Here is a 23349-nt window from a genome sequence, read left to right as displayed (position 1 = left end):
CGAGACGATAGTAATCCTTAAGTTTATTCTATGCTCCGTGGCTGAGTGATCATGATGTAAAATAGTACTGGTATGCCTAATAATGCTAAAATAATACTAGCAGGAATTTCAAATGGGCTTAACAATATACTTCCTAACCAATCCGACATTACCATCACTATACCACCTATAAACATATTTAGTACCATTTGTTGTCCAAGGTTGAACTGCTGGCCCTGACGTCGTACAAGCTGTGGAATAATCATACCTATAAAACCAATGATGCCTACATATGCGACAATTACTGCAGTAATCAATGAAGCAATTAATAACACGCAATATGTTAATGATTGTACATTTAAACCTAAAGATGTTCCTTTCAAATGGCCTAGCTGTAATATCTTAATTTTTGGTATTAAACTACATAATACAATAATACCGATGAATAACGTAATACCTATATATATTACCTCGTTATACTCTGCAGATGAGAAACCGCCAAACATATAATTCACAATATTATTCATCTTCTGTTGATTAAAAATAATCAATACATAAAGAAATGCATTAAACAATGCACCTATCATAATACCGGATAAGATGAGTGTCCTTATCGGATAGCCTTTAGACATAGCAGTAGTAAGTGAGATCACTGTAATTAATGTTATAACACTAAAAATAACAGAAAAAACTGGTAACCATAAAAACGATAACCCTAATACTACAGCTATACCAGAACCAAAAGTTGCCCCACTTGCTAAACCTAATGTAAAGCTGTCGGCTAATGGGTTATTTAATAGCGTCTGAAACATATGACCTGCTAATGTTAAACCAATACCTGCTAATAATGCTTGAAGTGTTCTAGGCACTCTAACTTGAAATAATATAGATTGTGACAATGCTTCATTAATATTACCGATATTCCAAAGCATGCTTAGTAGCATACTGATAATGAGTAGTACGATACAAATAATAAGTGCTTTATTATATTTCATGTCTTTGCCACGCTTTCAATAAAATCGTTCAGTTATATTGAATGATAAAAATATTTATTGTTCGTTATTAAAATGGTATATATTTTTATGCTAAAAGTAAATATCACATGATAAGAAATTCATAAAGAAAACGTCAATTCTATATCATTTCTATAGCAATTGACGTTTATTTGTTAGCGAAAGCTATTTAGTTCCTAGGCTAATCTATCTTTGTGTTTGAGAAAATTACTATTCATAAATAGCTTCTTTCAATTTTTTCAATCCATCATCTATACGTGGACCTGGTCTTGATATTTCATCACCATTAACAGCTTTAACTTTATTGTGCTGTACCGCTTTAATTTGATTAAAACCACCACGTTTGTTAATCATTTTTTGATATTCAGATGATGAAATACCCATTGTTGATATCATCAAATCTGGATTTCGCTTAATGATGTCTTCTTTACTCACCTTTTGCCAACCTTTTAAATTGGAAAAACTGTTTTCTGCTTTTAATTGTGTCAGCATATCATCAAAGAATGTTTCTTTACCTGCAGTGTATATTTCTGGTTCAGATGAAATTTCCATGAAAACCTTTTGCCCTTTTACATCATTAGGCACTGATTTTTTTACGTTTTCGATATTTTGTTTTGTTTCTTTAACAAGTTTTTTGGCTGCTTTTTCTTTATGCGTTACCTTACCAATTTGCATAAATGATTCATACATTTCATCAATAGATTGTGCATCTTTCACATAAACGACTTTCACACCACTATCTTTTAATCCTTTAAGTACTTTATCATTCGTCGCTTTTTGAGATTCATGTGCCAATATTAAATCTGGTTTGGCTTTCATCAATGATTCTTTATTAAGTTTCATCGCATCAAATTGTTTCTTATCTTTTACTTCTTTAGGATAATCATCTACAGTTGATACGCCTATCACATCGTCACCCAAACCGAGTTCATATAAAATTTCCGTATTACTAGGCATTAGAGAAATAATACGTTTATAAGTGTGACCCTCAGATTGCCCTTCATCATGCTTTTGGTCTGACTTCGTACCACAAGCAGTTAAGACTACTACAAAAACAAGTAACAAACATAATAATTTATTCCATTTCTTCATACCTTAATCTCCTAATAATTATTTTATTCTATATTACCAAACTCTCATCTCAATCGTTAAGTCTATTTTATGAAATTTAATTTTCAAAATAAGGATCTAAAAATGTATACTTGTTTTCATTTTTTTCATTAAAGTAATTTTTCCCAAAATTATCTAATAACGCATGAAATTCATTAGCATCTGCATTAGTAAATGTTTCAGGAAGTTCAATATGTCGCTTCAATTTCTCATAACTTTCTGTGTTGGTATAGCCTAGTTTTTTAAAAATTCTTCTAGTATAACTATCTGGAATAAAGACAACTTCTTCAAAAACATAAACTAAACACACATCTGCCGTTTCACTGCCAATACCTTTGATTTCTAATAAAGCATTACGCAATTGAAGTTGATAATATGATCTTACAGCTTGATAATCAAAATCAAAACGTTTCAACCAGGCAAGTATATTCAAAATCGTTTTAGCTTTATTTTTATAAAATCCGCTTGATTTTATAATCATTTGCAAAGATTCCAAATTCAAATTTAGTATCTGCTCTGGATCAAATTTAGTCTTCACCTTTAATTGTTCAAGCGCATAAGCAGCATTTCTCCAATTGGTATTTTGTACTAAAATCGCTCCTAATATCACTTCGATTTTAGACTCAGCAGGCCACCAATGTTGTGACCCCATATGTGAAGATAATAATTTATATAGCGACTGAATATCTAACATGTTAGCATTACCCTCCCAGTGATCACGATGAAGTAACCAATATCAAAAAAGAGCAAGTAAGGTTTGGTGATAGTACTGACGGAAATGCATCAAACTATGATTAACAAACCTAAACTTGCTCTTAAATAAAGGACTACTTTAATTACATAATAATTACATTGACTCTGGCGCTGTTACGCCAACAAGGTTTAATGCATTATGTAATGTAATTCTCACTGCATCAATTAATGCAATCAACGCTTTTGTTTTTTCTAAATCATCTGTTAAAACTTTTTCATCATTGTAAAACTTATGGAAATGTGCTGCCAAATCTTGAATATAGTTTGTAATTCTATGTGGTGCTCTGTGTGTTGCGGCACTTTCAATTGTTGGTTCAAATTCAGCAATTTTTTTCATAAGCTCAATCGCTTTATCGTTTGTGATAAACGAATAGTCTGCGTCAGTTGAAGGTTCAATACCTTTTTCTTTAGCTTGTTTTAAAATTGAACAAATACGTGCATGTGCATATTGTGCATAATATACCGGATTATCTTGTGATTCTTGCTTTGCTAATTCCATATCAAAATCAAAATGCGTATCAGGACTGCGCATCGTTAAGAAATATCTCGCGGCATCCACGCCTACTTCATCCATAATTTCACGTAAAGTAATTGCATTTCCAGTACGTTTACTCATTTTCACTTCTTGACCGTCCTGCATTAAGCGGACCATTTGCATAATTTGAATTTCAAGACGCTCGCTATCAACACCAAATGTTTCCATTGATGCTTTCAAACGCTGTATATAGCCATGGTGATCTGCACCAAATAAGTTTATTAATATATCGTTACCACGTTCAATTTTATCAAAATGGTATGCAATATCTGGTAAAAAGTAAGTATAATTACCATCTTTTTTAATCAATACACGATCTTTGTCATCCGAGAAATCGGTTGTACGTAACCATGTTGCACCATCTTCTTCATAAGTGTAACCAAGTTCAGTCATTTTATTAAGTACTTGTTTGATTTCACCAGATTCATAAAGCGTTGTTTCGCTAAACCAATTATCATAATGTGTATTAAAATCAGCTAAGTCTTTTCTTAGTTTTTGCATTTCGTAATCGACGCCAAGTTGTCTGAATGTTTTAATACGTGCTTCTTCGTCTAAATCCTTTATTTCCGGTTGTTTCTCTGCCAAATCTTTACCAATATTGATGATATCTTTTCCGTGATAGCCACCTTCTGGCATTTCAAAAGAATCATCACCAAGCGCTTCAAAATAACGTGCTTCTATTGAACGAGCTAAATTGGTAATTTGATTACCAGCATCATTAATATAATATTCTCTTGTGACATTATAACCAGCCGCTTCTAATATATTGGCCAACGTATCGCCAACTGCGGCATTACGGGCATGACCTATATGTAAATCACCTGTAGGATTAGCCGATACATATTCTAATAAAATATTTTCACTATTTTTAACTTTTTTATGACCAAATTGATCACCATTATTGATTGCTTCAGTAATAATCGCAGTCAAATAAGCACTATCTAAATAAAAATTGATAAAACCAGGTCCTGCGATATCAACTTTTTCAACTTGTGCAGCCGTTGTATCCAAATTTTCAACAATTGCTGTTGCGATTTCGCGTGGATTACGTTTCGCTATTTTTGTTAAGACCATTGCTATATTTGTTGAATAGTCACCATTTTTATTATCTTTTGGTATTTCGATTTTAATTTCAGGTATTTCATTCACGTCGGCAAGTTGTGCTTGTTGAATACTTTTCTTAATTTCTTCAACCAACTTTTGTTTGACTTGTTCGATTATGTTCATTTACGGCATCTCCTTGTAAGTAATTTCATATTGATAAGATCCCATCTTCTCTTCATCTTGAATTAAATCATAATGCACTTTCAATTTTCCACCATTATCATTTACAAAATGTAAAATAGAATGTGTATGAACGGTCAATGGTATGCGACCGCCACTAATTTCATACAAAGTAATCGTTTCCTCACCTTCTACAAAATGAAGGTTTAACTTAATATCACCATTGCGGATAATCTTTACTCCTGAAGTTTCAATTTTAACTGTCACATTAACGATTGCTCCGTCTATCTTTTCTTGATAACGAATAAAATCGGCTTTACGTTTTTGCCAAGATCCTGTAGTAGACAATGAGAATTTTTCCTTATTATCGAATTGTTTAACCACTTGTTTCGTTTGGATTTCAACATTGTTCTCCAATGTAAGTTTCACCCTAATCTTTAAAATAATACAAACCATTATAGCATACTTGAAATATGCAAAACAGTTGCTAAATTAATTTAAATTCATAATCTACATTTTCAAAGTTCGTTTACAACACCTTCACAATATTCAAAAATCACACATAAAAAAAGTAGAAAAAACAAAATCAAAATCTGATTTCGTATTTCTACTCTTTTCAAATGATACAAATATCTCAATGCACACGTTACATGCATTTAAATACCGATGTTCTTCGTTTAATATCGTTGAACTCTTAAAAACTAATGATATTAAACTGTCTCTAAAGCTTCATGCAATGAAGCATCAGAGTTATTCCACATATCTATATCATGCGATTTAAGAAACGCTGCTAATATTTTTTTATTTTGGTCACCTATTTGATCGATTTCAATATTATGTTTCATTGATTTGTCCATCATATTGACATGTTCAGGCATACTTTTGTAACCTCTACGAATACTTCTATTTACTAATAAATAGCATGCTGTTAGTCCGGCATAGTAGGGACCATTTTCACCACGTTCTGTTGTAACCCAACACAACCAATATTCTTTCGCCTCTTCACCTTCAACGGCCGCCTTATCTTTAATCCATTTGACACCTTTTTCAACACTAGAACGCGCATGCATGCCTGCAATATCAATAAATGCCTCTTCGTTTGCAACATCGATAAACACTGGTGCTACGTTATCTAAACTTATAGAACCAATATTGGTACCTTTGTGACCATCCAACGGATCATTTTTAATAATATTGAATTTAAATCCCTTATTTTCAGCCATCAGCTTCCACCTCCATTATTAAAACAAGTAGTGCTGCAATTGTTAAATTACAATCCTACATAAGTTGTCTATATTAAAATTTTGCCATATTTAACAAAGTGATAAAATTATCAATTTTTAAGTGCTTAATTTAATTCATCTAATATACTATTAATTGCATTTCTAACTTGGTCATCTTCTATATCAGAAATAAATTCTTTTGGATAATATAATTTATAATCTTGTCTATTAATGCCTGTTATACTATGAATAACTAAGGATTGACTACTAATTTCTCTTATTTTACCATTACGTCTCAACAAATGAATCGGCTGTCTGTCTGATCCTGGACGGTCATAATCATAAGGTAAATCAGAAAAGGATTCACTTACAAAGTAATAATTCGGATCTATACCTGCCTGTATAAACAAATCTGTTAATTCTGTAATTGTAATAATAGAACCATCAAATGGCATATATTTAAACAAATCCCGATTAATAAATCTACGAGATAAATCACTTAATATAGCGTCATCTTCATTAATCCATGCTTTTAAGTAATAAACTACAACCGCTTCATCTAAATCTACATACTGTTCAATCGTCATAGATTCTTCAAAGAACGGTATAAAATCGGCAGGATATTTTTTAAAAGTGTACCCTTCATTATAAAGTTGCTTTGCTCGTTTCAAACAATTATTAAGCAACACTTCTCCACCTCGACTAACTGGATGGAAGTAAACTTGCCAATACATTTGGTAACGGCTCATAATGAAGTTTTCTACTGCATGCATACCACTTTCTTTAATAAGTACTTCATCTTTTGAAGGTCGCATCAATCTCAAAATACGTTCCATATCAAATTGCCCATACGTAACACCCGTAAAATATGCATCACGTTGCAAGTAATCCATTCTATCAGCATCTATTTGTGAAGAAATCATAGAGATGACCAATTTATTTTCATGTGTTTTATTAATAACATCAGCTACTTGCTGTGGAAAATCTTCAGAAACACGTCGTAATACACGATTTACTTCTGTCGGGCCAGTAATAATTTTTTGCGTAAATTGTTCATGATCTGTATTAAAAATCTTCTCGAAGCTATGTGAAAATGGTCCATGACCTAAGTCGTGTAATAATGCGGCACATAGTGCAAGTGGACGATCATCATTATTCCATGCTTCACGACCGTCAAACGAATCATCAATTAATCTTCGAACAATCTCATATACACCTAATGAATGTCCAAATCTACTGTGTTCAGCGGTATGAAATGATAAGTATAATGTACCCAATTGCTTTATACGTCGTAACCGTTGAAATTCTTTCGTTTTAATCAAATCCCAAACCACTTGGTCTCTTACATGAATATATCTATGAATGGGGTCTTTAAATACTTTTTCTTCAGGTAACTTTTGTGTAGCATAAGTTGTAAAAGTCAATGTCGTCCTCCTATTCATACCTTGTTAATGTGCACCTATGATAAAGTTTTACGCATCAATGCTAAATCCATTTCTTCCCCATACATCACGTGCATATACGAGCGCACACGCTCAAACCCTTTTTGTTCATAAAAAGCTACCGCTTCATCATTCTTATTATCCACTTCTAAAAATACTTCATCATATTCGTCTTGGAAATATGCCAAGCCTTCTTTCAGTAAATCAGAACCATACCCATGATGTTGCCACGAAGGTCTCACGTAATGGGCTGATAAGAATAATTCAGTGCCATATATAAAGTTAGCAAAACCAATGATTTGATCATCTTCTTCGATGACTAAAAATAATTGTTCTTCTAACCTTTTAAGTAAATGTTGTTCATTATATGAAGCAGCCAATAATTCATTTACAGTTTTAGCTGCATAGATATTTAAATAAGTATTATACCAAGCTTTTGTTGCTACATCTCTGATGCCTACAACATCTTCTGGCGCTGCTTTCCTAACTTTGTGCATGTTGGTTCCCCCTATTTATAGTAGGTAATAATACTCATATTATAACATAATTTTAGTGTTCAAAATACTTAATCTATTCATATGAAAATAGCTTGGACAATAGATAACATTGCCCAAACTATCTCTATATATATTACTTATTTAATGTATCTTGCCATTCTCGTGCGCGGTTTAATGCATACGAATCTTTATCAATATCTCCTGGTTTTTCAGCAGTTCCAATAATATAACCAGATAGCTTAGCACCTAAAAACTCTAAGCTATACTTGATTTGAGTGATACATGGCTTCGCTTTTACTTTTGGAAAATCTCCGCCGACAATAATGAGTCTAAAATCTTTTTTAGCCATTTTTGCCTTAAAATCCTTATAATTAGGATCCATTAAAGTTTCAGACCAATGATCAATGAATGCTTTCAAAGAGGCTGATATACTATACCAATACACGGGTGATGCAAAAACAATTGTATCACTGGCTAACACTTGATCTATTATTTTTTTATAATCATCTTCATAAGTATCAATCTTTGTCCCATCATGTCTCACATCTCTCACTGGATGCAATTGGTACTGAGTTAAATCAAACCATTTGTAGTCATGTCCTGATAAGGCCATTTTAGTCAATCGAGCAGTGTTTCCCTCCGGACGACTGCCCCCGAACAAAACTGTAATCATAATAATCTCCTTTTCATATATTAAAATATTCCATTAGAGATATCTTAATAATTTTACACAAAAGTTCATAAATATAACATGCGTTTACAATAGTATATTATAGCATTAAATGATTTGCAGGAAAATTTATATATATTTATATATTTCAACTAAAATTTAAAAACTTTATAAAATGTGCATAGGATAGAAACTTAATTTTCTTTTAAAAATTTCGTCATCTCAACCTGGAAATAATAACTAGAATGAATAAAAGTACACAGTGATGCCTGAGCTAAAACTTATACATAAGTCCACTCACTTATTTATTATTTTCTAGGAAATAGTTGATTTATTTTTTCAATCTCTTCTTGAGTTAAATTAACCTCTAAAGTTGTTAAATTGTCCACGACTTGATGTGGTTGCTTTGCGCCTGGAATCACGACATCCAATGAAGGTTGAGTTAAATAGAATGCAAGCACAATATGTGCAACATCTACATTATGATTATCTGCAATACCTCTCAACTCATCAATTTTCTCTAAATTTTCTTTGAATTTTTCACCTTGGAATTCTGGATTCTTAGCACGAATATCATCAAATTTTGTATTTTCAGTGTATTTGCCAGCTAAAAGACCTGAAACTAAAGGGAAATATGGAATAAATGTAATTTGATTTTCTTTTGTATATTCAAATACATCTTCATTTTCGCGATTTAATAAATTGTATTCCATTTGCACAACATCAACATAGCCGTCTTTATTCGCTTCTTTTAGTTGATCTAATGTAAAATTAGAAACTCCTATCGCTTTAATCTTACCTTCATCTTTTAAATCTTTTAATGCAGCAACTGCTTGATCTTTAGGCGTAGTATCATCTGGAAAATGAATATAATACAAATCAATATAATCTACTTGAAGACGTTTTAAGCTTTTTTCTACTTGATCTTTAAGAAATGCTGGATCATTAGACATTTTCACATTACCATCTTCATCAAAATAATGCGCACCCTTTGTGGCAATTGCAAACTCGTCTCTAGCAAATTCTTTAACCGCTTCTCCTACTAATTCTTCCGAACGTTCTGGACCATAAATATAGGCTGTATCTAACAATGTAATACCATTTCTAACAGCAGTGCGAACCGTTTCTTTACCTTTTTCTTCGTCTAGATCATTATAAAAATTATGTCCACCAACAGCATTTGTACCTAAAGCAATCGGTGATACCGTTACATTTGATTTTCCTAATTGAACTTTTTCCGTCAAAACAATCCAACTCCTTATATATTAATTTTGAAATATTTATAGAATCTCTGGCTCAAATTGTTTTGTATCCCTTCATTACGAAAGATACTTTGACAATGCCATCAACAAACGCATGAACTGCTGAATACTATATAATATATCTCTACCCTTTTTCACTCAGTTTAATAATATGTTATACATATCGTATTTATGCACATAACAAAAATTACTTAACTTCATTAGTAATCATCGCTATTTTAAATATCTTGTCTCTCTAAAAAAGTATTGCCATGTAATTCAATTGTTTCAACTATGGCTAGCACAATTTGTTCGGAACACATATGATTTAACACGTAATGTTGAGACATAACAATATTAAGTTGATGAATAACTTTTCTACCACTACTCAAAATTTAGCATGTTTTTGATGAGACCTTGAAGTAAAATGCTTAAAATTACGTTTCAAAAATTTAGACATAATGGGACGTAGGACAGAATTCTAATTTCATTAAAATTATTTCGTCATCCACCTTTGCAAAGATGACTTGATTTGAAAAACATAAAACGATTTACTTGGGTTCAATCATCTACCTACAATATAAATGCACTGGGACAAATCAATTACAGAGACATACACATAAAAAAGTAGGATGCAATGCGTGATACACCCTACTTACGAATCATTTTTATTTAATTGTTGAAATATATTTTTAAAGTGTCCATTTAATTAATGTAGACGCATATGACAAGCCGCCACCAAACCCAACTAATAGCATGAGGTCCCCTTTTTTAAGTTGATGCGCTTGGACAGCTAAGTCAATCGATAATGGAATCGTAGCCGATGACGTATTACCATAATATTTAAGACTCATTAGCGCTTTATCTTTAGAGAGGTTAGCCTTTTCACATATTGATTCTATCATTCTGGCATTAGCACTATGTGGCGCAAACCAATCTATATCTTCTTTTTTATAATTCGTGTTACGTAACGTATTGTCAATAATATTCGGAACATTACCGACAGCCCATTTATATACGCCACGACCATTTTGAACAATATAACCAGGATTTTGTAAATCTTCGCCAAACATAGTATGAGAAAGTTCTGAACAATATAAATGATGCCCTTTGTCACCGTCCGAGCCAGAACTACTAGATATAAAGCTTGTTTCATCTTCACTGTATTCTACTAAAAATACACCTGCTCCATCACCAAACAAAATACATGTATTACGGTCTGTGTAATCTGTAATTCGTGATAGTGTTTCCGCGCCAATAACTAGCACTTTTTTATTTTGACCAGATGTAATCAGACCATTAGCTATGTTCAAACCATAGGCAAAACCTGCACAAGCTGCATTAATATCAATGGCCCCTGCATTTTTCAATCCAAGTTTCGCTTGCACATAAGATGCGACACTTGGGGTTTTATAATCTGGAGTCAATGTAGCATTGATAATCATATCAACATCATTTAATTCCACTTGATATTTCTCTTGCAAATCCAGCACTGCTTTATAACTGATATCACTCGTATATTCATCTTCAGCTACAATTCTTCTTTCAACAATCCCAGTTCTTTGTTGGATCCATTCATCAGAAGTATCAACAATCTTCTCGAAATCATGGTTATCCATTCTTTTTTCCGGTACATAAGCACCTTGTGCAGTAATTTTAGCAAATGAATTCATATCATAACTCCTTTTATCAATCTATAACTTTAAAATTTCAAATTCTTATTATTTATCATACGCTTCATACTAATGAATGATAACACAATCAATGCAACACCTATAACATAAATTATAATTCCTAACTATAAATAAATATAAATAATATTATTAATTTATAGTTATTATCATATGAACTAAATGTATAATAATCTTTAATTGACTTTTCATAATTTTTAAATTAACATTCATTTTTGATAACGTTTACATTATTTTTTAAGTAAAGGAGCAACAAAATGGAAAGTGATGATATCAAGCACTTGGTTGAATCAGGTCAACTATCTGTAGGCATTGAATTAGGCTCTACGCGTATAAAGACAATTGCTATCGCACCTAATTGCGAAACAATTGCAACAGGTTCTTTTGAATGGGAGAACAAATATGAAAATGGTTATTGGACTTATTCCATTAATGATGTATGGGTAGGCATTCAAAAAAGTTATGCTGAAATGTCACAATCAATTAAGGATAACTATCATGTTCAAATTAAATCCTTAGCTTCTCTAGGAATTAGTGGTATGATGCATGGTTACTTAGCATTTGATGACAATGATGATTTATTAGTACCTTTCAGAACTTGGCGCAATAACAATGCGAATAAAGCAGCAAAATTGTTACGCGAAGATTTTAAAGTAAATATACCAGAACGCTGGAGCATCGCTCAGCTGTTCCAATCAGCAATAGATGACGAAGCACACGTCAAACAAGTTAGTTATCTAACTACCCTAGCTGGATATGTTCATTGGTATTTAACAGATAAAAAGGTATTAGGTATTGGAGACGCATCTGGTATGTTCCCAGTTGACAGCGAACGTAAGCAATTCCGTCAAGATCTATTAAAACGTTTTAATACATTATTTCAAAATTTAGGTTACTCGCAAGATATTAGCGATATGTTACCAAATGTCATTGTAGCTGGAGAAATTGCTGGTTACTTAACAAAAACAGGCGCTAAACTCATCGACCCAAATGGTGAACTGGAACCAGGGTGTCCAATGTGTGCACCAGAATCAGATGCTGCAACAGGCATGGTGGCAACGAATAGCGTAGCACCAAAAACCGGAAATGTTTCTGCAGGAACTAGTATATTTTCAATGATTGTACTAGAGAAACCGATTACCCATGTTTATCCTGAAGTAGACATTGTAACTACACCTGATGGTTATGATGTTGCGATGATACATGCTAATAATTGTACATCTGATATCAATGCTTGGATTCATTTGTTTGAAGAAGTCTTCCAACTTATGAATGTAAAATATGATAAAAATGAACTTTTTACCAAGTTATTTGAAAGCGCTTTTAATGGAGATGAAGACTTAGGAAAATTATTATCTTATGGCTATATCTCTGGAGAATTCATTACGGATGTCAATCAAGGTTATCCGATGTTCCTACGTCACGTTGATAGTGAATTCAATATTGAAAACTTTATGAAAACACATATTTTTAGTGCCTTTAGTACTTTGAAAATTGGTATTGATTTATTAAAAGAAAATGAAGATATTCAAATTGATAGCATGCTAGGTCACGGTGGTATTTTTAAAACAGACAAAGTTGCACAATCCTATTTAGCTGCAGCATTAGAAACACCAGTCAGTGTTATGAAAACTGCTAGTGAAGGTGGCGCATGGGGTATCGCAATATTATCCCGTTATTTACTAGAAAATCAGTATACAAATTTGGCCAATTACTTAAACGTTAAAGCTTTTGATAACACTGACCAAATCACTTTAAACCCTAAATCTCAAGATGTTGAAAGTTTTAGAAATTATATTCAAAAATTTAAAACATTATTACCTCTCCAACGACAGATAGATGAGTATATTTAAAGTCGATTAACATTTTAGAAATCATATTTAAAGATTAGGAGAGATTTTTGTGAATACACTAAGTACAGATAGCTCTAAGCAATTTTTAGGCTTACCGTTAACTTTAATTTGGGGTTATATCGCAGTAGCTATTTTCATGACTGGTGATGGTATTGAACAAGCTTTTTTATCAAAATATATTGTTAGTCTTGGGTTTGAAGCACATCAAGCATCCGCAGTCTTAACACTTTATGGTCTTATTGTAGCAGTTGCATCTTGGCTTTCCGGTATTTTAGCTGAAATTTTTAGCCCGAGAAAAATAATGGCATTTGCGTTTATCATTTGGATTATTTTTCATATCGGTTTTTTAACTTTAGGGTTAGAGCAACATAGCTATCCAATGATGTTAATTATGTATGGTATTAGAGGCTTTGCCTATCCGATGTTTATCTATAGCTTCGTCGTCTGGATTACATATTCAGCTCCAAAACATCGTCTAGCTTCAGCTATGGGCTGGTTCTGGGCAATGTATTCCGTGGGTATCGGGTTTTTAGGAACCTATCTACCTAGTTTTACAATACCTTGGATTGGATTTATGGGAACATTATGGTCTTCCATAATATTCATTTTAATCGGTGGTTTAATGGCCATGTTTTTAGTTAAAGATAGAAAAGGCTCTGAGAAAGAATCCGATAGATTAACGCCCAAAGAGATATTACTTGAATTCGCTAAAGGTATAACCATTTTAAAAAATCCTCAAGTTGCTATTGCTTGCGTAGTTAGAATCATTAACCAATTAGCATTGTTTGGTCTTGTCGTTATCATGCCAATCGTATTCACTGATACCGTAGGATTTACTACATCAGAATGGTTGAGAATTTGGGGATTAATGTATATCGTAACTATTTTTACTAACCTATTTTGGGGTGTGGTTGGCGATAAAATCGGATGGGTACGACAAGTGCGGTGGTTTGGCTGTATGGGAATGGTGATTTCTACATTAGCCTTTTACTATTTACCAATCTCGACTGGACCCAACATTTGGGTTGCTGGTGCAGTAGCGATTGTATTTGGTTTTGCTGTCGCGGCATTTGTACCGATGTCAGCCATTTTTCCCATTTTAGAACCAAATCATAAAGGGGCAGCGGTTTCTATTCATAATTTATCTGCTGGCTTAAGCAACTTTGTCGGACCAGCTATCGCAACGTTAACCGTACCGATAGGAGGTCCTGTATTAACTATTTGGACATATGCAATTATTTATTTCATAGGATTTATACTGACTTTCTTTATGAAAGTTAATCAACCAAATCATTAAAAAGGATAGGAGTTTTAACATGACAAATATATTAGAACAATTTAAATTAGATGGAAAAGTAGCAATTGTAACAGGAGGCGCGATGGGCTTAGGCAAAGCCATGGCTACTGCATTAGCACAAGCTGGTGCTAACATCGTTATCGCTGACATTAATGAAGCGGTAGCTAATGATACTGCACAAGAAATTAGTGAAACTGAAAGCGTAGAAGCGATCGTTCTAAAAGTAGATGTTACAAATCCAGATGCTGTAAATCAAATGGTCGAAGAAGTTACAAAACAATTTAATAAAATTGATATTTTAGTTAATAATGCTGGCATGACGATTAATGCAAAAGCTGAAGAAATGTCATTTGAAGATTGGAATAAAGTTATAAATTTAAACCTGAACGGCATTTTCTTAGTTGCTCAATCCGTTGGACGTGTAATGATTAAACAAGGCTATGGTTCTATCATTAATACATCCTCTATGTCAGGACTAATTGCTAATAAACCTCAAGAACAATGTTCGTACAATGCTTCCAAAGCTGGTGTCATCATGTTGACGAAAAGTTTAGCTATGGAATGGTCAAAATACAATATTAAAGTAAACACAATTGCCCCGGGTTATATGAAAACAGAACTTACGAAACCCTTCTTTGATCAAGGTGGAGCAATGATTGAAGACTGGATGGGATTCACACCTATGGGCAGACCAGGCACACCAAATGAACTCGGTGGTATCGTTGTATATCTTGCATCTGACGCATCTTCATTTGCACAAGGTAGCGTCTTCACAATTGATGGTGGTTACACAGCACTTTAAACATTAATAACATATAATGGTCTAGTTTCAATAATATATTAAATTAAAAAACACTTTTGCTCAATGCACATACAATATGTCGGCATGAACAAAAGTGTTTTTTTATATTCATTAGTACAAAAATGATTAAACTGCATCGTGCAATTCAATCATTTCATATGTGCCACCTTGAGTGTCTTTCACTTACTTTTCTTCTTAGCTAATTTTTCTTTCAGTTTGCGATCTTGTTCTTCCTTACGTCGTTTACGTTCCTCATTGCGTTTTCTAAGGCGCTCTTCCTCTTCAGGATCTCTAGGTTTTTGCAACTGTTTTTCAATTTTTTCCATAAGCTCATCTTCAGTTAAGGCTGCTAATGGGCGATTATTAACAAATGCAAAAGTTTTACGTCGACCAGGACCACAATACGATTGACAACCTATTTCTATTTCTGCATGAGGATCTAATTTTGTCAGTTTTTTCTGTAAAGATTTACAATTAACGCCCTGACAATCATCGCAGATTAAAAATTTATTTTGCAAAATCAATCCCCTCATCTTTCCAAACGTGAATGATTCACTCATTTTCCTGATAAATTATGTGAAATATGCGCTCAATTTCCTATCAAAGCCTCATCAAGATATTTATAACGATAAATTACAACTCTAATTATTTTACTCTATTTTAAATTTTTTTCAAGTTATGCCCCATAAGATCTAAAAGTTGTGTATGAAAACATAGCATTACACGTTCGTGATACTACTTTTTTCTATATACTTTTCTGTCTGATTTTTATAATTCAATCAAAAATCGGCTGGACAAATCAATTGTCACAGCCGTGTTGCTTCTCAATTTATTACGATAGTATAACTTATATATAAGTTTCAACTCAACTAAAGCATCATCCCCCGCTCATCCTTGACGGGTTAAGACAACGCAACATTTAAAAATTATTTTTCCTAAGCTTATTGTCCATGATAGATACTAAACTCTAACGGTTTCACTTCATTTTCTAGCCATTCTTTATAAATTGATTGTTTATCAACTTCATTATTAATGATTGTGATACCACAATCACCGCCACCAGCGCCTGATGTTTTAGCAGCACCACCATATTTTTCAGCTACAGAGCATAACACTTTCAAATGTGCAGTTTCAATATCAATCGTAGCCTCATTATCCATGGATTGAATAATTTCACGATTCATCCGAATCATTTGCTGTACACCTTTGATATGATTCGTTTTAAAGGCATGAATTAATTTTTCTACGCAAGCATGTGAACGTTCTAAAAATTTCCCGTAAAATGTAGGATCAGATTTCAACCGTTTCACTTCACTCACTAAGTGATGTGAAGAGGCAGGCGATCCTGTCCAACCAATTAAGACTTCCATATTTTCTGGTGGTTGTAGTGGCTCAATATGTAAACCTGGCCAGTTTTTATTTAGTACTTCGTTGACAGAAGTATCTTCAATTTGTTGTGAAACCCACTCATGATCAAATGTACTATAAGCAAGCCAACCTGTGTATACACTAACTGCGATATCTCCACAAGAACTCAAACTTTGCAATTTCATATTTGCAATCACTGCAAGTTTATAAATATAAAGATTTGATAAATGCATCTCATAAAATTCATTTAAAGCTTTTACTACAGATACAAGTACTGCTGCACTTGAACCTAAACCGTATTTATGACCATTTGCGTCATCTAAATTACTATCTATCGTTAAATTAAAATGTTTTAGGTCAATGTGATTACTACTCACAAATTGCTCAAAAACTTCTATAGCTGTGATGACGTATTTTAATTGCTTTGCTGCATATAAATCAGATAAGACTATCTTATCTTCTTCTCTTTGAAATGTAACTGGTTCATGATGTAACGTTTTTGAGTGGATTGTACCTTCTGAAGCATTAGAGTCTTCAATCGAAGCCGTTACAAATCTATTAACAGCTATTAACACAGATTTATACCCAGGTTCAGTAACAGCATATTCACCTGCAATATAAAGCTTACCTGGCGCTTTTACTTGAATCATGTTATCTCTTCCTTACTCAATAATTTCAACACCTGTACGTGTAATGTCACTTGCAATAATTTGATCATCATTAAATGATTTTTTTAGTGCATCAATGACTGCCTGTTGATTTTTCTTTTCTACTAAAATTTTAACGTTGGGTCCTGCATCCATTGTAAAATAACAAGGGTAACCAGCTTCGCGACATTGATGTACAATATCCATAGCTAAATAACTATCTTCTACCATATATGTAAAAGGAGGTTGTGAACCTAAATTTGTTGCATGCATCCTCAAGCCATTCTCTTCAATAACTTCTCCTAAATACTTAAAATCTTTGTCTTTAATCGCACGCTTAACTGACGCTATGTCTTCATCTACATGATCTAACCAGTATTGGTAAAAACGAGATGTATCACGCGTATGTGACATACCGGCACGACTAGAAACTTTTTTTGTTTGATTATTGATCACGACAAATATCATTGACAAATCATCTTCCCAGTGATCTGCATCAATCGGGAAACTATATGATGATGCATCATCATGACCCTTTTCCCACTCTACAAAACCGCCATAGATACTTCTAGAAGCTGATCCTGATCCTCTTCGAGCAAGTCTAGATAATGCTTTACCCGTTAATCCAAGTTTTAAAGCTTCATTACATGCTGCTGCTAATGCGGCATAAGCACTTGCTGATGAGGCTAAACCTGCAGCTGTTGGTACGAAATTATCACTTTCGATATGTGCATACATAGATGTTTTACCCAGTTCTCTAACAATATCCATAAAACGACGAATTTTAGTTGCTTCAGCATCATCTACTGTTTGTCCATTTAAAATCAATAAATCTTTAGTATATTGTTCAGAAAAAGTTACTTTAGTCTCTGTATAAAATCGATCTAATGTTACCGACAAGCTATTATTCATTGGAATAATATAGGCTTCATCAGCTTTCCCCCAATATTTAATCAGTGCAATATTTGTATGTGCACGTGCTTTGCCACTACTAACCACCTTACTAACCTCCTAAATATTCAATCCATGTATGATGTGCGCCTAACGATTGTGCACTTTCCACAATTTTTTCAGCCGTTTCTAAAGTAGAAGCTAGAACAATCATACTACCGCCTCTACCTCCTCCAGTTAATTTACCAGCTATCGCACCTTGCTCTTTACTAACCTCTAACAATTGTTCAATTTTTTCATGACTAACAGTGAGTGTTCTTAAATTCTCTTGACACAAATTAAAGACCGTAGCAAGTTGTTCAAAGTTATGGTGTTCGATAGAATCTCGCGCTTCATGTACCAATTTGCCGATATGTTCGACAAAGCTAAGGTATCCACTATCCGCTTTACATAAATTATGTACGTCTTCTACTGCTTGTTTTGTTGAACCACGAATACCAGTGTCTATCACAACCATATACCCATTTAAATCTAAAGGCTTTAATGTAGTAACCTTTCCTTTTTGAAACCAAACTGGCTTGTTAGATACTATGGTTTGTGTATCTATCCCACTGGGTTTGCCATGCGCAATACGTTCTGCCCAATTCGCTTCTTCTATCAAAACCGCATCTGTTAAGGGTTTATTTATATAATCGAAACTCGCACGTACAAATGCGACTGCCATTGCAGCACTTGATCCTAGGCCTCTTGATGGTGGTAAGTTCGTATCTATAGAAACTTTGATGGGTGTTGCAATATCATATTTATCAATAAACCTCGTTATTACTGATTTTAAGTGTTCAGGTGCGTAAACCAATTCACCATCATACACTTCACTTTTAATATAGGAAGACTCTGATGCATTTAAAGACTCAATTAATGCACTCACTCTCCCTGTCGTAAATGGAATCGCAATTGCAGGCTCTCCAAATGTCACCGCGTGCTCACCTATTAAAATCACCTTGCCATTCGCTTCCCCATAACCTTGTTGTGCCATATTTTCAATCACCTTTAGTATTTTCTTTAAATTTAAATAATATATGCTTTGCACCGCGAATTTTATTAATCTCAATTTCATTCCTAGTTATCTTAACATTTCCCGGGAAATTTTGTGTTTAATAGCATTTCGCTATAGTATTCATGCTTTTCATTTTTAATCAAGCAACCATTACGTGCATTTTTACACAACTCAATCGATTTTCACACAAATCAAAGTATATTATCTCACAAATTTCATATATTGACATACGTCTTGAGACATAGTTTTTTAATTTGTATCAAAATTGAACGAAATGAGCAAAAAGTTAATACCTGCTACTAATTATAAACAATACTTATTTATTATAAAACGCGATGACCTATTATTCAAAAACTTCACTTTATTTTATTAATTTATTTTTGATTTTTAACGTATACTTTCACTATATTACTTATTTAATTACTATAATTCAACAAATTATAGTAATCTTTCCATTATACAATTATAAATAAAAAGACTAAAAACGAATACATTATATTGTATCGTTTCTAGTCTTTGTCTCATTCGTCCATTTTTTGATTAACTTTAGCATTGCGTTCAATCATCTTGTCAAAATAACCTTCATATCGTTGCCACTCATCATCCGTAATGTCTTCCATCGTCAAATTGGCGCCTAAATCTTTTAACGCATATAGTAACTGGAACATCACATCTTGAACTGTTAATGTTCTGCCTAATAATTGCGATAAAGATGCCATGCATTGAGGATCAATATCGGGGTATTCAAATTTAGTACGCTCGCCTTGTAATGCGCGTTCATAAAATGCTTTCATCAATGCAGCGCGTTCACTGCCATCGCCTTCTACGCATAGATACACTTGGACAGCTATGCCACCTCGAACACGTCTTTGCGAAATACCGGCAAATTTCTTCCCATTAATACTTAAATCAAATTTACCTGGACAATATGATTGTTCAATCTCATAGGTCTCAATTTCAACATCATCATCTTCAAACATTTTCGACACTAATAAGTACATGACTGAAAATGCTTCATCAATCGTAATATCATGCTTGCCTTTAAAAATAAGTGAAATATTGAGTACACCTTGGTCTAATACAACACCTAGACCACCTGAGTTTCTCACAATCGCATTATACCCTCGTTCTTCAGTTAAATAGCGAATACCATCTTGCAAGTGCGGTAATCTTGAATCATGGATACCTAAAATAATTGTATGTTGATGTATCCAAGTACGTACCACACTGCTTGATAAATCTTTGCCTACACTTTCTGACAAAGTATCATCAAATGCAAATGACTGCATCGGTGCTAAACCAGAAGAATGATCTACATAACGCCAAGTGGCACTATTAAAGTACTTACTTGCTAAATCCATTATTGTAATGTTTGTGCAGCAGTGATGATTGATAAATTATACACGTCTTCTATTGAACAACCACGAGATAAATCATTTACTGGTGAATTAAGACCTTGTAATACCGGGCCTACCGCATCATAACCACCAAGGCGTTGTGCGATTTTATATCCAATATTACCCGCTTCTAAACTTGGGAAAATAAATACATTTGCATCGCCTTGAATTTGTGCATCCGGTGCCTTTTTCTTAGCAACTTCAGGTACAATTGCTGCATCAAATTGGAATTCTCCATCAATAACCACATCTTTAAGTTGATCAGTTTCAACCTTTTCTTGTGCTAACGCTACCGCATTGGAAACTTTTTCAACATCATCCGATTTTGCAGAACCTTTTGTTGAAAAACTTAACATTGCTACACGTGGAGACATGCCAAAACTTTGAGCAGATTTTGCACTTTCTACCGCAATTTCCGCTAAATCTTGTGCTTCTAATGTAGGATTAATCGCACAATCACCAAAGATATATTGTTCTTCACCTTTGATCATAAAGAATATACCTGATGTTTTAGTTACACCTGGTTTTGTTTTTATAATTTGTAGGGCTGGACGAACGGTATCACCTGTAGAGTGCGCAGCACCACTTACTAAACCTTCAGCTTTACCAGTATATACTAGCATCGTACCAAAGTAATTTACGTCTTTTAACATTTCTTGAGCTTGGGCTTCAGTTGCTTTCCCTTTACGACGTTCAACAAAAGCTGTCACTAACTCTTGTTTCAAATCACTCGTTTCAGGATCGATAATTTCTAAGTTTGAAATATCTAAACCTTTGTCTTTAGCTAACGCATTAACATTTGCTTCATTACCTAATAATATTGGTGTTACATAATCTGTACTTTGTAATTGTGTTGCCGCAGTTAATACGCGTTCATCTTCTCCTTCAGGTAAAACAATTTTCACATTTTTTCCTGACAATTTCTCTTGTAATACATCTAATAAAGACATATGGGCCTCCTCAAATTTTTAATACTATTATTTTTTCCATTACTATTATACGTCATTTTTTTATAGAATTCCATGTCACCAATTTGTAATCATTTACTTATGTTTTACAGTTACCTTTATGATAGAATTTTCAGTGTAGATATAGAATTATTTATAAAGGAGCGATTCAATATGCCACAAGCGCCAGAAACTTTAGATGGTTGGTATAGTTTACATTTATTATATGCTATAGATTGGGCTAGTTTACGTCTAGTTCCAGAAAATGAACGTCAAACGTTAGTTGAAGAGTTGCAATCATTTTTAGATAAACACAAAGAAGCACGTACGAACCATGTCGGCGATCACGCATTTTATAATATTACTGGTCAAAAAGCAGATATTCTTTTATGGGCATTACGTCCTGAATTAAAAGATTTAAATGCTTTTGAAAATGAATTTAACAAATTGAAAATCACTGACTTTTTAATTCCGACATACTCATATGTTTCGATTATTGAACTCGGCAATTATTTAGCAGGAAAATCTGACGAAGATCCATACGAAAATCCACATATCAAACCAAGATTATATCCAGAATTACCTCAATCCGAATATATTTGTTTCTATCCTATGGACAAACGTCGTAATGAAACTTATAACTGGTATATGTTGCCATTAGAAGAAAGACAAGAACTAATGTACAATCACGGTAAAATCGGTCGTCAATATGCTGGTAAAATCAAACAATTTATCACAGGCTCTATGGGCTTTGATGATTTCGAATGGGGTGTCACGCTATTTGCAGATGACCCACTTCAATTTAAAAAAATTGTTTCTGAAATGAGATTTGACGAAACGACGGCACGTTACGGTGATTTCGGCAGTTTCTATGTGGGTAACATTATCACCAAAGATAGTTTACCAACGCTTTTTGAAATATAATTTATCACTATATTTTAACTAATGTTATTTTTAATACAAATTACAATCTTTCTTGTTTTAGAGTATAACTTTATTTTTTATAAACTATGATCAACCCCTTCATTTAATAATGGAGGGGCTTTTATATATCATTTTTTTGCATTCATATATAACTACAATTACGTCTCAAACGTACATATTTTAGGCGCACTGCCATTATATTTTGCCCTTTTAGGTACAATTACAATAAATCATTCAATACCTATGTTTGAATTTGACTACTAAATCTCAAAAGATAGCTATTGTCATGAGTTACATGTATTAGTCGCTCTTGCTTTCTACTTCGTTTGATTCGGTTCGCATGCTCCTCGCATGCATAAGTCGCTCTATTTTCTACTTCGTTTGATTCGGTTCGCATGCTCCTCGCATGCATAAGTCGCTCTACTTTCTACTTCGTTTGATTCGGTTCGCATGCTCCTCGCATGCATAAGTCGCTCTAACTTTCTACTTCGTAGAAAGTAGAGCGACTAAAAAAGGCACACTTGAAATAAAACAAGTGTGCCTGTCTGAATGTAGTGTGTTTGGGAGAACTTTAATCACTACTTAATTTAAGGGTCAACTGTTAAATATTGTCGCTACTCAATATTTTGTAACAGTCAACTAATACTATTTTAACCTATTTGAAATATTTGAAACATATTTGCATTACTAAAGTTGTATAAAACTCATTTTTTAAAACACAATATGTGTCTTTTTACCCAACATATCATTTGAATAAAGTGTTACAATAAAAAATATTAACTTACTTA

At 33.3% G+C, this 23349-nt stretch carries 21 protein-coding genes; 4 read left to right on the top strand and 17 right to left on the bottom strand.

Annotated elements, in window-relative coordinates:
- Positions 1 to 23: 23 nt before the first annotated feature.
- From MUA21_RS01720 to MUA21_RS01670, 11 genes are all read right to left on the bottom strand, one after another.
- Positions 24 to 974 carry a FecCD family ABC transporter permease gene (locus tag MUA21_RS01720; RefSeq protein WP_070038959.1) on the bottom strand — a complete coding sequence of 317 codons (951 nt, stop codon included), beginning with the start codon at positions 972 to 974 and terminating at the stop codon, positions 24 to 26.
- A 228-nt stretch (positions 975 to 1202) separates the two neighbouring features.
- On the bottom strand, positions 1203 to 2084 hold the full coding sequence (locus tag MUA21_RS01715; RefSeq protein ID WP_107525592.1) for an ABC transporter substrate-binding protein: 882 nt from the start codon (positions 2082 to 2084) through the stop codon (positions 1203 to 1205).
- Positions 2085 to 2160: 76 nt separating this feature from the next.
- The gene (locus MUA21_RS01710; RefSeq protein WP_262561687.1) at positions 2161 to 2796 is read right to left on the bottom strand and encodes an endonuclease III domain-containing protein; all 636 of its coding nucleotides are present in this window, start codon (positions 2794 to 2796) and stop codon (positions 2161 to 2163) included.
- 153 nt (positions 2797 to 2949) lie between these two features.
- On the bottom strand, positions 2950 to 4617 hold the full coding sequence (gene argS / locus MUA21_RS01705) for an arginine--tRNA ligase (RefSeq protein WP_262561686.1): 1668 nt from the start codon (positions 4615 to 4617) through the stop codon (positions 2950 to 2952).
- A complete protein-coding gene (locus MUA21_RS01700) occupies positions 4618 to 5070 on the bottom strand; it encodes a YwiB family protein (RefSeq protein ID WP_438873795.1) in 453 nt (150 codons plus the stop codon).
- A 254-nt stretch (positions 5071 to 5324) separates the two neighbouring features.
- Positions 5325 to 5837 carry a YwhD family protein gene (locus tag MUA21_RS01695; protein ID WP_064209582.1) on the bottom strand — a complete coding sequence of 171 codons (513 nt, stop codon included), beginning with the start codon at positions 5835 to 5837 and terminating at the stop codon, positions 5325 to 5327.
- 125 nt (positions 5838 to 5962) lie between these two features.
- A complete protein-coding gene (locus MUA21_RS01690) occupies positions 5963 to 7279 on the bottom strand; it encodes an HD domain-containing protein (protein ID WP_262561684.1) in 1317 nt (438 codons plus the stop codon).
- A gap of 17 nt (positions 7280 to 7296) precedes the next feature.
- Positions 7297 to 7776, bottom strand: coding sequence for a GNAT family N-acetyltransferase (locus tag MUA21_RS01685; protein WP_073343407.1), 480 nt, complete (start codon positions 7774 to 7776; stop codon positions 7297 to 7299).
- A gap of 133 nt (positions 7777 to 7909) precedes the next feature.
- Entirely contained in the window at positions 7910 to 8449 is a 540-nt protein-coding gene (locus MUA21_RS01680; protein ID WP_262561683.1) for a flavodoxin family protein, read from the bottom strand.
- 305 nt (positions 8450 to 8754) lie between these two features.
- Positions 8755 to 9690 carry an aldo/keto reductase gene (locus MUA21_RS01675; RefSeq protein WP_046207286.1) on the bottom strand — a complete coding sequence of 312 codons (936 nt, stop codon included), beginning with the start codon at positions 9688 to 9690 and terminating at the stop codon, positions 8755 to 8757.
- A gap of 689 nt (positions 9691 to 10379) precedes the next feature.
- Positions 10380 to 11360 (bottom strand): ketoacyl-ACP synthase III, encoded by a 981-nt coding sequence (locus tag MUA21_RS01670; RefSeq protein WP_070038945.1) that lies wholly within the window; start codon positions 11358 to 11360, stop codon positions 10380 to 10382.
- A gap of 275 nt (positions 11361 to 11635) precedes the next feature.
- Between MUA21_RS01670 and MUA21_RS01665 the strand changes: the two genes are divergently transcribed.
- The 3 genes from MUA21_RS01665 to MUA21_RS01655 are packed head-to-tail and all read left to right on the top strand — an operon-like array spanning position 11636 to position 15330.
- Positions 11636 to 13231: a xylulokinase gene (locus tag MUA21_RS01665; protein ID WP_107525596.1), complete on the top strand. Its 1596-nt coding sequence runs from the start codon at positions 11636 to 11638 to the stop codon at positions 13229 to 13231.
- A 49-nt stretch (positions 13232 to 13280) separates the two neighbouring features.
- The gene (locus MUA21_RS01660) at positions 13281 to 14528 is read left to right on the top strand and encodes an MFS transporter (RefSeq protein WP_046207283.1); all 1248 of its coding nucleotides are present in this window, start codon (positions 13281 to 13283) and stop codon (positions 14526 to 14528) included.
- 19 nt (positions 14529 to 14547) lie between these two features.
- Positions 14548 to 15330, top strand: a complete 783-nt coding sequence (locus tag MUA21_RS01655) for an SDR family NAD(P)-dependent oxidoreductase (RefSeq protein WP_262561680.1) — start codon at positions 14548 to 14550, stop codon at positions 15328 to 15330.
- A gap of 179 nt (positions 15331 to 15509) precedes the next feature.
- On the opposite strand, the gene MUA21_RS01650 is transcribed toward MUA21_RS01655, so the two are convergent.
- From MUA21_RS01650 to pta, 6 genes are all read right to left on the bottom strand, one after another.
- Entirely contained in the window at positions 15510 to 15848 is a 339-nt protein-coding gene (locus MUA21_RS01650) for a YuzB family protein (RefSeq protein ID WP_064209587.1), read from the bottom strand.
- 423 nt (positions 15849 to 16271) lie between these two features.
- Positions 16272 to 17348: a phosphomevalonate kinase gene (locus MUA21_RS01645; RefSeq protein WP_046207280.1), complete on the bottom strand. Its 1077-nt coding sequence runs from the start codon at positions 17346 to 17348 to the stop codon at positions 16272 to 16274.
- A 12-nt stretch (positions 17349 to 17360) separates the two neighbouring features.
- Positions 17361 to 18344 carry a diphosphomevalonate decarboxylase gene (gene mvaD / locus MUA21_RS01640; protein ID WP_064209589.1) on the bottom strand — a complete coding sequence of 328 codons (984 nt, stop codon included), beginning with the start codon at positions 18342 to 18344 and terminating at the stop codon, positions 17361 to 17363.
- Between the two features lie 4 nt (positions 18345 to 18348).
- Entirely contained in the window at positions 18349 to 19272 is a 924-nt protein-coding gene (gene mvk, locus MUA21_RS01635) for a mevalonate kinase (protein WP_073343428.1), read from the bottom strand.
- A 542-nt stretch (positions 19273 to 19814) separates the two neighbouring features.
- Entirely contained in the window at positions 19815 to 20654 is an 840-nt protein-coding gene (locus tag MUA21_RS01630; RefSeq protein WP_046207277.1) for a lipoate--protein ligase family protein, read from the bottom strand.
- Positions 20654 to 21640, bottom strand: coding sequence for a phosphate acetyltransferase (gene pta, locus MUA21_RS01625; RefSeq protein WP_107525598.1), 987 nt, complete (start codon positions 21638 to 21640; stop codon positions 20654 to 20656). The genes MUA21_RS01630 and pta overlap by 1 nt, the downstream gene beginning before the upstream one ends.
- 171 nt (positions 21641 to 21811) lie before the next feature.
- On the opposite strand from pta, the gene hemQ reads away from it, so the two are divergent.
- Positions 21812 to 22561, top strand: coding sequence for a hydrogen peroxide-dependent heme synthase (gene hemQ / locus MUA21_RS01620; protein WP_046207275.1), 750 nt, complete (start codon positions 21812 to 21814; stop codon positions 22559 to 22561).
- The last annotated feature ends 788 nt before the right edge of the window (positions 22562 to 23349 follow it).

The sequence above is a fragment of the Staphylococcus ureilyticus genome, from assembly GCF_025558845.1.
In the GTDB taxonomy this organism is placed as follows: Bacteria; Bacillota; Bacilli; order Staphylococcales; family Staphylococcaceae; genus Staphylococcus; species Staphylococcus ureilyticus.
This window is presented reverse-complemented; position numbering and strand designations above follow the sequence as displayed.

Bases quoted from the DNA above. Each gene is read 5' to 3' on its own strand.
- hemQ (WP_046207275.1), top strand. From the start codon at position 21,812: ATGCCACAAGCGCCAGAAACTTTAGATGGTTGGTATAGTTTACATTTA.
- MUA21_RS01720 (WP_070038959.1), bottom strand. From the start codon at position 974: ATGAAATATAATAAAGCACTTATTATTTGTATCGTACTACTCATTATC.
- MUA21_RS01685 (WP_073343407.1), bottom strand. From the start codon at position 7,776: ATGCACAAAGTTAGGAAAGCAGCGCCAGAAGATGTTGTAGGCATCAGA.
- MUA21_RS01710 (WP_262561687.1), bottom strand. From the start codon at position 2,796: ATGTTAGATATTCAGTCGCTATATAAATTATTATCTTCACATATGGGG.
- MUA21_RS01700 (WP_438873795.1), bottom strand. From the start codon at position 5,070: ATGGTTTGTATTATTTTAAAGATTAGGGTGAAACTTACATTGGAGAAC.
- pta (WP_107525598.1), bottom strand. From the start codon at position 21,640: ATGTCTTTATTAGATGTATTACAAGAGAAATTGTCAGGAAAAAATGTG.
- mvk (WP_073343428.1), bottom strand. From the start codon at position 19,272: ATGGCACAACAAGGTTATGGGGAAGCGAATGGCAAGGTGATTTTAATA.
- MUA21_RS01680 (WP_262561683.1), bottom strand. From the start codon at position 8,449: ATGATTACAGTTTTGTTCGGGGGCAGTCGTCCGGAGGGAAACACTGCT.
- MUA21_RS01670 (WP_070038945.1), bottom strand. From the start codon at position 11,360: ATGAATTCATTTGCTAAAATTACTGCACAAGGTGCTTATGTACCGGAA.
- MUA21_RS01645 (WP_046207280.1), bottom strand. From the start codon at position 17,348: ATGATTCAAGTAAAAGCGCCAGGTAAGCTTTATATTGCAGGTGAATAT.
- MUA21_RS01695 (WP_064209582.1), bottom strand. From the start codon at position 5,837: ATGGCTGAAAATAAGGGATTTAAATTCAATATTATTAAAAATGATCCG.
- MUA21_RS01630 (WP_046207277.1), bottom strand. From the start codon at position 20,654: ATGGATTTAGCAAGTAAGTACTTTAATAGTGCCACTTGGCGTTATGTA.
- MUA21_RS01715 (WP_107525592.1), bottom strand. From the start codon at position 2,084: ATGAAGAAATGGAATAAATTATTATGTTTGTTACTTGTTTTTGTAGTA.
- MUA21_RS01665 (WP_107525596.1), top strand. From the start codon at position 11,636: ATGGAAAGTGATGATATCAAGCACTTGGTTGAATCAGGTCAACTATCT.
- MUA21_RS01690 (WP_262561684.1), bottom strand. From the start codon at position 7,279: ATGAATAGGAGGACGACATTGACTTTTACAACTTATGCTACACAAAAG.
- argS (WP_262561686.1), bottom strand. From the start codon at position 4,617: ATGAACATAATCGAACAAGTCAAACAAAAGTTGGTTGAAGAAATTAAG.
- MUA21_RS01655 (WP_262561680.1), top strand. From the start codon at position 14,548: ATGACAAATATATTAGAACAATTTAAATTAGATGGAAAAGTAGCAATT.